Here is a 12,476-nt window from a genome sequence, read left to right as displayed (position 1 = left end):
TCCGTTACACGCGGCCGTCAGAAGCTGACGGCAGCGTAGGCCTTGCTGATATCTGCAGCTGCGTGCTGCAGATGCTCGCGCAACCTGATCTGGCTGGCTTTCGGCGTGCGGAATGCCGGCGTCACGAAAGAGATTGCGGCGATCACGCCACCGGAATCGCGGACGGGAACGGAGACGGCATAAACATGCGGTGTGATTTCCGCGCGCGACTCCGACCATCCCTGCTCGCGGATCACGGCGAGCTCGCGCACCAGCAGCCTGCGATGGGGTGCGAAGCCGGGATCGCGCCGAACGGCGTCGTCGAGGATTGTCTCGCATTCAGCTTCGGGCATATGCGCGAGCAGCATTTTCGGTCCGGCACCGCGGTGCAGCGGCAAGGCCGTTCCAACCTCGAAGGTCAGGCGAATGCGTGACGACGATTCGGCGCGCTCGATACACACGGCGCGATCGGCCGAGCGGCGCAGCAGGATGATGGTTTCTCCGACCTCCTGAGAGACGCGCTTCATGAAGGGGCGCGCAATGGAGGCAAGGTCGGTGCCGGCGCGGGCCGCCTGAGCCAGGCCGATGACGCGTGGCGCGAGCACGAACGAGCCGCGGCCGTCTTCGTCGATGAGGTCGGCTTCGCGCAAGATGCCAATGTACCGATAGGTCGACGACAGTGGCACCCCGATCTGTTCAGACAGGCTTTCTGCGGAATGCCTCGGACGATCGGTGGAGAAGGCCAGCAAGGCGCGAAGTATCTTTCGCGAACTGCCATCTGCAGCAGCAGGACGGTCCGTCTGGTCGACGCGTTTCGACGCAGTTGCGGCTCTCTTGATGGCCAACGGAACCTCCATTCGGTAATGCTTGCCAATGGAAACGGCAGCATGTGGATATCATTTGCGCACCAACAAACATTGCCGTGCGCGTGCCTTCTTATAAGATAAGATAGTGTTCTCAGCAATTGAGAAGTAGCAAATCAGCCCATGAAGCTTCCGCCGCTGGACTATATTTGCCCTGCTACGCTGCCCGAGGCGATCGCCGCGCTCGCGGTTCATGGCGGCAATGCCAAGGTGATCGCGGGTGGGCAGAGCCTGATGCCGATGCTTGCTTTCCGGCTGGCGGCGCCAAGCGTGCTGGTCGATATCGGACGGCTGCCAGATCTCAAAAGTATCAGTATTTCCGCTGAGGGCATCGACATTGGGGCCCTCGTGACCTGGCGGGATATCGAGCGCGATGCGCAGCTCGCACAGGCGCATCCGCTACTGGCGGCGGCCATCGCCCATGTCGCGCATTACCAGGTCCGTAACCGCGGCACCGTCGGCGGGAGCATGGCCCATGCCGATCCGGCCGCCGAAATGCCGGGCATTGCGGTGACCTGCGATGCGATGCTGACGATCGTCGGATCGACCGGGACCCGCATCTTGAGCGCAAACGAGTTCCTCACCGGCGGCCTCAGCACGGTTCTGGGGGCCGACGAAATCTTGACCAGCATACGTCTGCCGCTCTGGAAGAAGGCGCGGCGCTGGGCCTTCGAGGAACTCGCACGCCGCCGCGGAGATTTTGCGCTGGCGGGTGTTGCCGCATTCTACGACATCGACGCGCAGGGCCTGGCGCATAATGCGCATATCGGGGTGATCGGCGTTGCCGATCGTCCGATGCGGCTGCCCGGTGTCGAGGCCATCCTCGATGGTCGTCGGATCGATGCCGACGTGATTTTGCAGGCCGCGGCTGTCGCACGGGATGCGGTCGATCCCGCCGATGATATCCACGCGGAAGCCGCCTATCGCCGCGATCTTCTCGGCGTGTTGCTGGAGCGGGCGCTGGCGCGCGCAGCCAATATCACTCTGCCGGAGGCCGCATGACGTCGGCCCGTCCCGTCCATTTCACCGTCAACGGTGCCGCGGCGACCGTCACAGTCGAACCTCGCACCACGCTGGCGGATGCGCTGCGCAACGAGCTCCGCCTGACCGGCACGCATCTGGGTTGCGAGCACGGTGTCTGCGGTGCCTGCACGGTCATCGTCGATGGCGCCGCAGTGCGCGGCTGCCTGGTGCTGGCGGCGCAGGCAGAAGGACGCGAGATAACCACCGTCGAGGGTCTTGGCAGCGCCGCACATCTCAGTGCGTTGCAGCTTGCGTTCCGCAAGCATCACGCTTTGCAGTGCGGCTTCTGCACTGCCGGTATTCTCACGACGGCGCATGCATTGCTGACCGAAGAGCCGCATGCGGACGAGGACCGCATCCGCGAGGTGATTTCCGGAAACCTATGTCGCTGCACCGGTTATCTGCCGATCATCGCGGCGATCATGGAAGCCCGTATTGCCTATCGCGACGTGCAATGCGAGGCGGCGCAATGAGCGATGTCGCCAAGCTCCTGGTCGGTAGCGCAGTCGAGCGCATGGAGGATGCGCGCTTCCTGTCGGGATCCGGCAATTTCGCTGACGATCTCGCCGTCGAGGGCATGCTGCATGCGGCGATCCTGCGCAGCCCGATCGCGCATGCGCGGATTGTCGCCATCGATGCATCGGCGGCACTAGCGATGCCGGGCATTCATGCCGTGATCACGGCTCGCGACATCAGCGACACCATCCCCATCATCCCGCTGCGCCTGGCGCCGCTGCCCGAATTCGAGCCATTCCGCCAGCCCGTCATCGCAAGCGACAAGGTGCGCTATGTCGGTGAGCCCATCGCTGTCGTGATCGCCGACAGCCGCGCACTGGCCGAGGATGCGCTGGAGAGGATCGGCATCGAATTTGAAGCGCTGTCCGCAGTCACTGAGCGCGGCGCAAGTGAAACCCCGCTGTTCGACTTCGCCGAAGATAACGTTGCGCTGCGCTACGATGCCGGGTTTGGCGATGCCGATGCGGCCTTCGCGTCGGCGGACTATGTGCGCACCGAGCGCTTCAGCGTGCAGCGCCATACGGCGCTGCCCATGGAGACGCGGGGCCTCCTCGCAGAATGGAATTCATCGGCCGGTCGGCTCGTCGTCACAGGCGCGACAAAGGTTACGTTCTATAACCGCCGCGCGCTGGCGCAGATGCTGGGCCTTCGCGAGGATGATATCGATCTGATCGAGATCGATGTCGGTGGCGGCTTCGGCGTGCGCGGCGAATTCTATCCCGAGGATTTCCTGATCCCCTTCGCTGCCCGCAAAGTGGCACGCCCGGTCAAATGGATCGAGGATCGCCGCGAACATCTGATGGCGATCAATCACTCACGCGACATCGCTTGCGAATTGTCGCTCGCCTGCCGCAGCGACGGAATGATGCTGGGTTTGCGCGGCCAGGTATTCGCCGATATGGGCGCCTATATCCGCACCAATGGCGGCGTGGTGCCGGCCAAGGCGGCGCAGTTTCTGCCCGGCCCTTACCGCATTCCCCATGTCAGCGTCTCTGTCGAAGCTTTCATGACCAGCAAGACGCCGGTCGGCACCTATCGCGGGCCGGGCCGCTTCGAGGCGAATTTCTTTCGCGAGCGGCTGATCGACATGGCCGCCATGGATCTCGGCATCGACGTCGCCGAATTCCGGCGCAAGAACCTGATCACCGAACAGGAATTGCCTTATCCGATCGATGGGCTCGTGCCCTATGAGGGGCCGACCTCCTACGACACCGGCGACTATGTCGAGGTCTTCGAGTGTGCCTTGAAGGAGATAGGCTGGCACGAGAAACGTCATCTGCAGGGTAAATTGGTCGATGGCGTACGTCATGGCATCGGGCTCGGCTGTTTCGTCGAAAGCGGCGGTGCCGGCCCGAAGGAGAACGCCGAGCTCACCCTTGAGAAGGACGGCTCGTTGACGGTTGCCGTGGGATCGTCCGTGCTGGGGCAGGGATTGGAGACGGTGCTCGGCCAGATCGCATCGGATACGCTGTCGATCCCGTTCGACCGCATCCGTGTGCTGCACGGCTCGACCACGCTGCTGGATGAGGGCTTTGGCACCTATCATTCGCGTGCGGTGGTGATGGGCGGTTCGGCCGTGCTCGACGCCGCCACCCGGCTCCGCGAGAAGATCCTGCAGCAGGCGTCCAATCACTTGGGCAGGCCGAACAGCGAGTTGAAGATCATTAGTGCGAACGTCATCGCCGATAACGGCGCGTCGGTGTCGTTTGCGGCGCTCGCAGCCGGGCGCCAATTGCGGGCAGACGGCACATTCGCCAACGATGTGCGCACCTATAGCTACGGCACCCATGCGGCGCATGTCACTGTCGATCCACGCACGGGCGCGGTGAAAGTTCTCGATTACATCGCGGTCGAAGATGTCGGTCGCGCCATCAATCCGGCCATCGTGCACGGACAGGCGATCGGCGCCATCGTGCAGGGACTGGGTGGCGTTTTCCTCGATCATCTGATCTATGACGATCAGGGACAGCTCTTGAACGCTTCTCTGGCCGATTATCTGGTGCCGACCGCGAGCGACTTTCCGGTGCTGCGCGCGGTGACGCTGGAGCTGCGGCCGTCGCCGAGCAATCCGCTGGGTGCCAAGGGCGCGGGCGAGGGCGGTATCGTTGCTGTGGCCGCGGCGACGGCCAATGCGGTGGCAGCAGCGCTGGCGCCGCTCAATGTCGAGATTCATCACTTGCCGCTGACGCCGCCGCGTCTGTGGCGCCTCATCAAGAATGCGCGCGAGCGCACGACCAATGCCGCATAGGGACTGATTGTGCCGATCGATATCCATGCCCATTATGTGCCGCCGCAGCTGCTGTCCGCCATCGATGGCCGTGGCGCCTATTGCGGCGTGAGGCTGCTGCCGGCCGGGAATGGCAAGCCGCCGGCCCTTGGCTTCGATTATGGTTTCAGGGTTCGGCCGTTCTTCCCGCAACTGGTCGAGCCGGTTGAACAACGCCGTGCCAGCCTCGACCGCCAGGGTCTCGACCGGCAACTGGTCGCCACATGGCCGGATATCTACGGCTACGGTCTGGCGAAAGATGCCTGCGCGCATTGGCACCGCATGCTCAACGATACGCTGGGCGAGTGGTGCCATACGAACAACGACCGCTTTTCCTTTGTCGCATCGGTGCCGCTGGTCGATGCTGTCGACGCTGCTGCTGAACTCGATCGCGCCGTGGATCTCGGGGCGGTCGCGGTGATGGTCCCGGCCAATATCGAAGGCGTCAATATCGGAGAGAGGCCGCTCGATTCGTTCTGGGCCAAGGCGGAAGCGTTGGGACTGCCAGTCATCCTGCATCCCGTGCTGGTGGATGCCGCGCCGCGCGCCGCGAAGTTCGCCCTGACGCAGATCGCGCAATACACATTCGACACCACGCTCGGCATTGGTTCGATCATCTTCTCGGGTGTGCTCGATCGCTTCCCGGCGCTCTCGATCGTCCTCAGCCATGGCGGCGGCACATTTCCTTATCTGCTGGGTCGTTTCGATGTGATGCATGCGCGGATGGATCGCGCGGGACAGGGCGATGTCGCGCAATGCGACCCGTCGGTCTACGCATCGCGCATCGGCTATGACAGCATCGTGCATGCGCCGAAAGCGTTGCGTTTCCTCGCCGATACCGTGGGCATCGAACGTGTGGCGCTCGGTACTGACGAGTCCTTCCCGCCGGCGGATCGCGATCCCCTCGCCAGCGTCAAGGCTGCGGGCTTTTCCGCTGCCGATATCGAACTGATTACCGAAACCAATCCGAGGCGTCTGTTTCCACGCTTGCCCTGAGCTGCGGTGCGTTCTGCCGTATCATCTTCATGCGAGATAAAGAGGACCGATCATGCTGAAACGTCTGCTTGTTGCCGCCGGTGTTGCGATGTCGATGCTGGGTCTTGCGAACGCCCAGGAGATGAAGACGGTCAAGGTGGGGACGACCAATCTGTCGTCGGATATCGGCCTGTTCCTTGCCGAGAAGCGCGGCTACTTCAAGGAAGAGGGTATCAAGGTTGAACTGATCCCGTTCGACTCCGGCGCCAAGATGGTTGCGCCGCTCGGCGCAGGCGATCTCGACGCATCGGCAGGCGCGGCCTCCGCCGGGCTCTATAATGCCGTCAATCGCGGTCTCAAGCTGAAGATGGTGGCGGACAAGGGCACCAATATCGCGGGCTATAGCTACAAGGCGCTGATGGTGCGCAAGGATCTGATCGAGTCAGGCGCGTTCAAGTCGCTTGCGGATCTCAAGGGCAAGAAGGTCGCGATCATCGCCAATGGCGCGGCCGATGAGTCGGTCATCAATCAGGCGCTGAAAAAGGCCGGTTTGAAGGACGAGGATATCGAAAAGGTCTTCCTTCCGTTCCCGCAGCATCTCACCGCCTTCGCCAACAAGGCGATCGACGCGGCGATTTCGGCGGAGCCGGGCGTGACGGCGATGGTGCGCAACAATGTCGCTGTGCGCTTCACCGGCCTCGACGATTTCTATCCAGTGCAACAGACGGCGATGCTGCTGATCAATGGCAAGTTCGCCGAGGACCGCAAGACGGTCACGGCGTTTCTCAAGGCCTATCTGCGCGGGGTGCGCGCCTATGCCGCGACCCTCAAGGACGGCAAGATCGCGGGTCCCGGCGCCGAGGACATGATCAAGGACATTGCCGAGATGACGGGCATCAAGGACACGGCGCTGCTGCATCAGATCGTGCCGGTGTTCATCGATCCCGACGGTCAGATCAATCTTCCCAGCGTCGAGACCGATCTTGCCTATTTCAAGTCGCGCGGGCTGGTCACCAGCGACATCGAGGCCGCCAAGGTCGTCGACATGTCCTATGTCGATGCACTGAAGCCAGTCCTGGGGCCGTTCGCACGGCCCAAGTGAAACGGTGAAGAGAAGTGTGGCGATGACGGTGCAGATGTCGACAGCAGCAATCGGGGACAGCGGGCCAGCGCCCGCGCCGAAGATCAGCCTGCGCGACGTCACCAAGCGTCACGATGCACGGCTGGCGCTGGACCGGATCACGCTCGATATCCCGACCAGCACCTTTTTCGTGGTGGTCGGCCCGAGCGGCTGCGGCAAGACGACCTTGCTGCGCATGCTTGCCGGGCTGGATGCGCCATCGGAGGGCCGGATCGACATCGCCAATCCGCAGCCCGGCCATCCGCAGAACGCCATGGTGTTCCAGGGGGACTCGTTGTTTCCCTGGATGACCGTCTGGGACAACGCGGCCTATGGCCTGACGATGCGCAATGTTCCGAAGGCGCGCATCGATGACGTGGTCGGGCACTATCTGAACAAGACCGGCATGTATGGCGCGCGGACGCTCTATCCGCATCAGCTGTCCGGCGGCATGCGCCAGCGCGTCTCCATCGCGCGCGCCTTTGCCAACGATCCCGATATCCTGCTGATGGACGAGCCGTTTTCGGCGCTCGACGAACAGAACAAGACATTGCTGCATGAAGAGCTGCTGCGGATCTGGGAAGAGACCCGCAAGACCGTGGTCTTCATCACCCATAGTGTCGATGAAGCTGTGACGCTGGGCGACCGCATCATGGTGATGACGGCTGGCCCCGGCCGCATCAAGACCATCGTGCCAGTGGATCTGCCGCGGCCGCGCAATGTCGTCGAGCTCCGGCATACCCCGGCTTACGGCGAACTGGTCTATGACATCTGGGCGCAGCTGCGCGAAGAGGTCGATCGCGCGCGCAGCCGCGAACCGGGGAGCAAGGCATGAGCGCGGCCCGCACCGGCGCACTGTGGAGCGAGCGCGCCATCAGCATCCTCTCGCCGCTGGTGCTACTGGGCCTATGGGAAATCTGCGCCCGCACCGGCATCGTGGATGTCAGGTTCTTTCCGGCGCCCTCTAACATCATTGGGCATCTGTTCGAACTCGCTTCCTCCGGCGCACTGTGGCGTCATGTGGGAGCTAGCCTCTATCGCCTCGCTGCCGGTTTTGTCGTCGGCTGCGTGCCGGCCATCGTGATCGGACTCGCTATCGGCCTCTATCGGCCGATACGTGCGGCCTTCGATCCCCTGATCTCCGCGACCTATCCAATTCCGAAGAGCTCCCTGCTGCCGCTGATCCTCTTGATCTTCGGTCTCGGTGAAAGCTCGAAGATCGCCATGGTCGCGATCGGCGTGTTCTATCCGGTGGTCATCAATACGGCGGCCGGCGTGCGACAGATCGCACCGATCTTCCTCGATGTCGGCCGCAATTTTGGCGCCAGCCGCTTCAACATGTTTCGCACCGTGGCGCTGCCCGGCGCATTGCCGCTGATCATGACCGGCATCAAGCTCGGCGCGGGCATGGGCCTCGTGCTGATCGCCATCGCCGAAATGGTCGGCGCCAAACAGGGGCTGGGTTACATGATCTGGAATGCGTGGGAGTTGTTCGATGTCCAGACCATGTATGTCGGCCTGTTTGTCATTGCGATTATCGGCTTCGTGATGAATGCCGGCTTCGACGCGCTGGAGCGCGCCATCGTGCCGTGGCGGAAGGGCTAGAGCGTCTTCAACTGCTCGCTCACGGCCAGCAACTGCCGCCGAATATTGGATGCCGCAGTCACTTCCCAGAACGCGCCGCGTGTCGCCGGGCCGATGGCATAAAAGCCGGGTTGGACATGACCGGCGCTGTCACGCAGCTCGCAGGTTGGGGCGACATCGAGGCCGAGGCCGTTGAAGCCGGTCCGTACCTGTCCGGTCGCAAGCAGCGACTTGATGAGCGGATCGTCGAGGCGATCATAGCGCTCTTCGGGGCCGGTACAGTTCAGGATCCAGTTGGTGGCGAGGTTGACCGTCTCGCCGTGTCCGCGCTTGCGGATAGTGACGTCACGCCCCGACGGTGTCGCAACTGCACTGGTGATGCGACCCGCGATCACATCGAGCTGCTTGTCTCGCTGCAACTGCTCCAGCAGTTCGGCGACGTCGGGCGCCAGCCGATGCCGATGCACCATCCAGATCGCGCGCAGATGCCGCGCGAAGCGGGCACGTTCGGCCTCAGAGGCATTCCTGTAGATTTCACCGATGGACAATCGAAACGTGTCGACCATCGTCTGCCATGGAATGCCCGCGGCAACCTTGCGGCGGGTGTCCCTGAGCAATGCCGCCAGAAGCCCCCGTGCGGTGGGATTCGGGAACGATGTCATCGGATCGGGATCGGTCTGCGCCGGCACGTCGATCAGCGGCAGCAACCCGCGCCGCGAGACCATCGTGATGGGCGCGCGCATGCCGCGATGAACGAGATCGATCACCATATCGACGGCAGTGGCGCCGGTGCCGATGACCAGCACGCGATCGTCGTTGCCGATCGGATCGAGCGCGCCCGGCGCCCAGACATTGGTGATCGAGCGCGGCGATGCCTCGATGCCGGGAAATGGCGACGGCGGCTGGTTGCCAAGACAGAGGAACACCAGATCGGCGTCCATGATCGCACCCGATGCCGTCGCAACGCGATAACCATCGCCCTGTCGCGTCACACTCAGAGCCACATCCTGCCGCGGCGTTACGCGTCCGCTGCCCGTCAATTCGTTGAACTTCGTGGAGATGTAGTCGCCATAGACCCGGCGAGGCACGAAGGAGGTTGAATAGTCCGGCCAGTCCGCCTGGCCCGTCTCCGTCAACCATTCGACGAAGCCGTTATCGTCGGCGCCGAGTCCGCCCATCTTTGAGGCTGGGACGTTGATGCGGTGCCACTTGGCTTTCGCGGAATAGGCAAGCCCGCGCCCGAAGGCGCCATCGCGATCCAGCACGGTGATCGGCCCGATCTGCGGCAGTCTGGCCAGAATGATGCCGGCGAATGCGCCGGCCACGCCGCCGCCGATAACGGCAACGCGCAGAGAATGGGGGGAGGCTGATGTCATGCTGCCGGACGATGCGAGGAAAGGATGTCGAAGATATCAGGTCGGCGGCGCGTAGGCGGCCGGATCGACCGATGCCGGGCGGCTGTCGAGTGCGAGCCGGCCGATCCGTGCGGGCGTCTCGGCGATCACCTTGCCGCGGCGCACGACCGCAAGCCGCGTCGCCTTCAGCCGGATCGCCTCGATGGGATCGCGCGCCTGCAGCAGCACGAGGTCGCCATTGCAGCCGACATCGAGGCCGTAGCCGTCGAGCCCCATGATCTTTGCTGGATTGGTCGTAACGGTGTCGAAGCAGAAACGCATCGCGTCGCGGCTGGTCATCTGCCCGACATGCAGGCCCATATGCGCGACTTCCAGCATGTCCGCCGAGCCCAGCGAGTACCACGGGTCCATGCAGCAGTCCTGGCCGAAGGCCACGTTAATACCGTAGGGCCGCATCTCGGGCACGCGGGTCTGGCCGCGGCGCTTGGGGTAACTGTCGTGGCGCCCCTGCAGCACGATGTTGATCAGCGGGTTGGCGATCGCAGCGACGCCGGCCTCCGCGATCAGCGGCAGCAGCTTCGAGACATAGTAATTGTCCATCGAATGCATCGACGTCAGATGAGAGCCGGCGACGCGGTCCTGCAATCCGAGACGCTGGGTCTCATAGGCGAGGGTCTCGATATGGCGCGAGAGCGGGTCGTCGCTTTCGTCGCAATGCATGTCGACGCGCAGTCCGCGCGCAGCGGCGATCTCGCACAATGCCTTCACCGATGCGGCGCCATCGGCCATGGTGCGCTCGAAATGTGGAATGCCGCCGACGATGCTGACCCCCTTGTCGAGCGCGCGCGCAAGATTTTGCGCAGCCGTGGGCGAGCGGAAATAGCCGTCCTGCGGAAACGCCACCAGTTCGAGATCGAGATAGGGCGCGACCTGCTTCTTGACGTCGAGCAGCGCATCGACAGCCAGCAGCCGGTCGTCGCAGATATCCACATGGGTACGCACCGCGAGCAGGCCCTGTGCCACCGCGAGGTCGCAATAGCGCAGCGCGCGTTCGATCAGGGCCTCATAAGTGAGGTGTGGCTTCAATTCGCCCCACAGCGCGATGCCCTCGAGCAGGGTACCCGACACATTCAGGCGCGGCAGGCCGAGCGATAGCGTCGCATCCATGTGAAAGTGGATGTCGACGAATGGCGGCGAGACCAGGTGCCCGGCGGCATCGATCGCACGTCCGGCCTCTCCCGCCAGATTGGGCTGCACCGCGACGATACGGCCCGATTCAATGGCGATATCCTGGCCCATGCGGCCGTCGGGAAGCGTGGCGTTGCGAATGAGGAGGTCGAACGGCATGAAACCCTTGCTGCTGCAGGTGTGATCGCCGAATTATCTCCGTTGCGCTGCAGCAATGCAAGACGGTCCCACGCGGGCGGCATCCGCCGGTCCGCGCGGGCCGATTTGACCTGTATCAGTGAAACGATTGTTGTGCGGCGCGGAGCAGATCGATCGGGCTCCATGGCTTGGCCATGAACAGTGTGCCGTCGGGCAGCCGACGCACGCGAGGCGCACCTGAGGTCACGATCACATGCATATCGGGGTATCGTTGCTTGGCGAGATAAGCGAGCTCGATGCCGTCCATCATGCCCGCGAGTTCCACGTCGGTGAAGACCATCGCAACATTGTCGCCGGATTCTTCCAGCACCAGTACGGCCGCCTCCGCGCTTTCGCATTCGATGACGTTCATCTCGCTCTCTTCGAGCAGCAGGCTGACCAGTGTGCGTTGTGCTTCGTCGTTCTCGACCACCAGCGCTGTCGACCTGTGTGCATAACCCATGGGGGAGCCTCCGTGGTTTGGTTGCGACAGGAGGGCAATGCGTGAGTTCATCAGGGGTTCAGATAAAAGTGAGTTCCCGTGAGCAACAATGTTGCGAGCGCACCTGCATGAGTAGGCATGTAGATGCGCCTGATAAAATAGCAGTCAACCCGTAATAGAAGTCGAGTTCGCAATCTGTTGCATCATCTGCGGCAGCAGATAGGGCGCGCCATCGTCCGTTCGTGCAACGGCGACGTCGATATCGAACACGCGGCGAATGACATCGCTGGTGATCGTTTCCGCAGGCGTTCCTTCGGCTGCAACGGCGCCGTTGCGCATCACGATGATGCGGTCTGCAAACCGAACTGCGAGATTGAGATCGTGCAGCACTGCGATCACGGCCGTGCCGTTGCGCGCGCGCTGCCGCGAAATTTCGACGAGTTCGATCTGGTGACGCAGATCGAGCGATGATGTGGGCTCGTCGAGTAGCAGGATGCCTGGACCATGGGCAGCTTCGCCGCAGGCGAGCTGCACGAGGATGCGCGCGAAATGCGCGCGCTGTTGCTCGCCGCCGGAGAGCGTTGGCAATTCGCGATGACGGAAGTCGCCAAGGCCCACTTCGTCGATGGCCGCATTGACGAGCGATTGCGCAGAAGCCAGCGGCAGGTTGCCCCGACCCATCTGCACGACTTCCTCGACCGTGAATGGAAAGCTCACACTGACATGTTGCGACAGCATCGCGCGCCGCATCGCCAGTTCGGCGGGCGACCAGGCGTGGAGGTCGCGGCCTTTGAGCGTGATGGCGCCGCGCGACGCACGCAGATCGGCCGACAGCAAGCGTAGCAGTGTCGACTTGCCGGCGCCGTTGGGGCCGACGATGGCGACCATCTCGCCGCTGGTGATGGCGAGATCGACATGATTGAGCAGCGTGGCCTGGCCAATGGTCAGCGACAGGCCGGATGCTGTGAGGATGGGCGCGTCGGCCATC

The 12,476-nt window shown here is 63.2% G+C and carries 12 protein-coding genes; 7 read left to right on the top strand and 5 right to left on the bottom strand.

Annotation, left to right across the window (positions count from 1 at the left end; translation table 11 throughout):
- Positions 1-17: 17 nt before the first annotated feature.
- The gene (locus AB7813_RS12035) at positions 18-824 is read right to left on the bottom strand and encodes an IclR family transcriptional regulator (RefSeq protein ID WP_170849559.1); all 807 of its coding nucleotides are present in this window, start codon (positions 822-824) and stop codon (positions 18-20) included.
- Between the two features lie 141 nt (positions 825-965).
- Between AB7813_RS12035 and AB7813_RS12030 the strand changes: the two genes are divergently transcribed.
- From AB7813_RS12030 to AB7813_RS12000, 7 genes are read left to right on the top strand one after another with little or no spacing between them, the layout of a single operon-like run.
- A complete protein-coding gene (locus AB7813_RS12030; RefSeq protein WP_175368365.1) occupies positions 966-1,844 on the top strand; it encodes an FAD binding domain-containing protein in 879 nt (292 codons plus the stop codon).
- Positions 1,841-2,338, top strand: a complete 498-nt coding sequence (locus AB7813_RS12025) for a (2Fe-2S)-binding protein (RefSeq protein WP_175368366.1) — start codon at positions 1,841-1,843, stop codon at positions 2,336-2,338. The genes AB7813_RS12030 and AB7813_RS12025 overlap by 4 nt, the downstream gene beginning before the upstream one ends.
- Complete coding sequence (locus AB7813_RS12020; protein WP_439083001.1) at positions 2,335-4,629, top strand: xanthine dehydrogenase family protein molybdopterin-binding subunit; 2,295 nt, start codon at positions 2,335-2,337, stop codon at positions 4,627-4,629. The genes AB7813_RS12025 and AB7813_RS12020 overlap by 4 nt, the downstream gene beginning before the upstream one ends.
- Positions 4,630-4,638: 9 nt before the next feature.
- Positions 4,639-5,643 carry an amidohydrolase family protein gene (locus AB7813_RS12015; RefSeq protein WP_439062798.1) on the top strand — a complete coding sequence of 335 codons (1,005 nt, stop codon included), beginning with the start codon at positions 4,639-4,641 and terminating at the stop codon, positions 5,641-5,643.
- 52 nt (positions 5,644-5,695) lie between these two features.
- Entirely contained in the window at positions 5,696-6,724 is a 1,029-nt protein-coding gene (locus tag AB7813_RS12010; RefSeq protein ID WP_439062797.1) for an ABC transporter substrate-binding protein, read from the top strand.
- 34 nt (positions 6,725-6,758) lie between these two features.
- Positions 6,759-7,577, top strand: coding sequence for an ABC transporter ATP-binding protein (locus tag AB7813_RS12005; protein WP_439062796.1), 819 nt, complete (start codon positions 6,759-6,761; stop codon positions 7,575-7,577).
- The gene (locus AB7813_RS12000) at positions 7,574-8,347 is read left to right on the top strand and encodes an ABC transporter permease (protein ID WP_439083002.1); all 774 of its coding nucleotides are present in this window, start codon (positions 7,574-7,576) and stop codon (positions 8,345-8,347) included. The genes AB7813_RS12005 and AB7813_RS12000 overlap by 4 nt, the downstream gene beginning before the upstream one ends.
- Here AB7813_RS12000 and AB7813_RS11995 read toward each other — a convergent pair.
- The 4 genes from AB7813_RS11995 to AB7813_RS11980 all read right to left on the bottom strand — a co-directional run bounded on the left by AB7813_RS11995 (position 8,344) and on the right by AB7813_RS11980 (position 12,475).
- Complete coding sequence (locus tag AB7813_RS11995; protein WP_439062794.1) at positions 8,344-9,702, bottom strand: FAD/NAD(P)-binding protein; 1,359 nt, start codon at positions 9,700-9,702, stop codon at positions 8,344-8,346. The genes AB7813_RS12000 and AB7813_RS11995 overlap by 4 nt on opposite strands.
- 36 nt (positions 9,703-9,738) lie before the next feature.
- Positions 9,739-11,028, bottom strand: a complete 1,290-nt coding sequence (locus AB7813_RS11990; RefSeq protein ID WP_439062793.1) for an amidohydrolase family protein — start codon at positions 11,026-11,028, stop codon at positions 9,739-9,741.
- Between the two features lie 115 nt (positions 11,029-11,143).
- Positions 11,144-11,509, bottom strand: a complete 366-nt coding sequence (locus AB7813_RS11985; RefSeq protein ID WP_089265330.1) for a response regulator — start codon at positions 11,507-11,509, stop codon at positions 11,144-11,146.
- A 144-nt stretch (positions 11,510-11,653) separates the two neighbouring features.
- A complete protein-coding gene (locus AB7813_RS11980; protein WP_439062792.1) occupies positions 11,654-12,475 on the bottom strand; it encodes a heme ABC transporter ATP-binding protein in 822 nt (273 codons plus the stop codon).
- Between the last annotated feature and the right edge of the window lies 1 nt (position 12,476).

It is taken from the genome of Tardiphaga sp. 20_F10_N6_6 (assembly GCF_052076045.1).
Taxonomy (GTDB): Bacteria; Pseudomonadota; Alphaproteobacteria; order Rhizobiales; family Xanthobacteraceae; genus Tardiphaga; species Tardiphaga robiniae.
This window is presented reverse-complemented; position numbering and strand designations above follow the sequence as displayed.

What these genes read in the sequence shown, in the direction of transcription:
- AB7813_RS12030 (WP_175368365.1), top strand. Translation starts at nt 966, where the DNA reads ATGAAGCTTCCGCCGCTGGACTATATTTGCCCTGCTACGCTGCCCGAG.
- AB7813_RS12025 (WP_175368366.1), top strand. Translation starts at nt 1,841, where the DNA reads ATGACGTCGGCCCGTCCCGTCCATTTCACCGTCAACGGTGCCGCGGCG.
- AB7813_RS12020 (WP_439083001.1), top strand. Translation starts at nt 2,335, where the DNA reads ATGAGCGATGTCGCCAAGCTCCTGGTCGGTAGCGCAGTCGAGCGCATG.
- AB7813_RS12010 (WP_439062797.1), top strand. Translation starts at nt 5,696, where the DNA reads ATGCTGAAACGTCTGCTTGTTGCCGCCGGTGTTGCGATGTCGATGCTG.
- AB7813_RS12005 (WP_439062796.1), top strand. Translation starts at nt 6,759, where the DNA reads ATGTCGACAGCAGCAATCGGGGACAGCGGGCCAGCGCCCGCGCCGAAG.
- AB7813_RS12000 (WP_439083002.1), top strand. Translation starts at nt 7,574, where the DNA reads ATGAGCGCGGCCCGCACCGGCGCACTGTGGAGCGAGCGCGCCATCAGC.
- AB7813_RS11995 (WP_439062794.1), bottom strand. Translation starts at nt 9,702, where the DNA reads ATGACATCAGCCTCCCCCCATTCTCTGCGCGTTGCCGTTATCGGCGGC.
- AB7813_RS11990 (WP_439062793.1), bottom strand. Translation starts at nt 11,028, where the DNA reads ATGCCGTTCGACCTCCTCATTCGCAACGCCACGCTTCCCGACGGCCGC.
- AB7813_RS11985 (WP_089265330.1), bottom strand. Translation starts at nt 11,509, where the DNA reads ATGGGTTATGCACACAGGTCGACAGCGCTGGTGGTCGAGAACGACGAA.
- AB7813_RS11980 (WP_439062792.1), bottom strand. Translation starts at nt 12,475, where the DNA reads ATGGCCGACGCGCCCATCCTCACAGCATCCGGCCTGTCGCTGACCATT.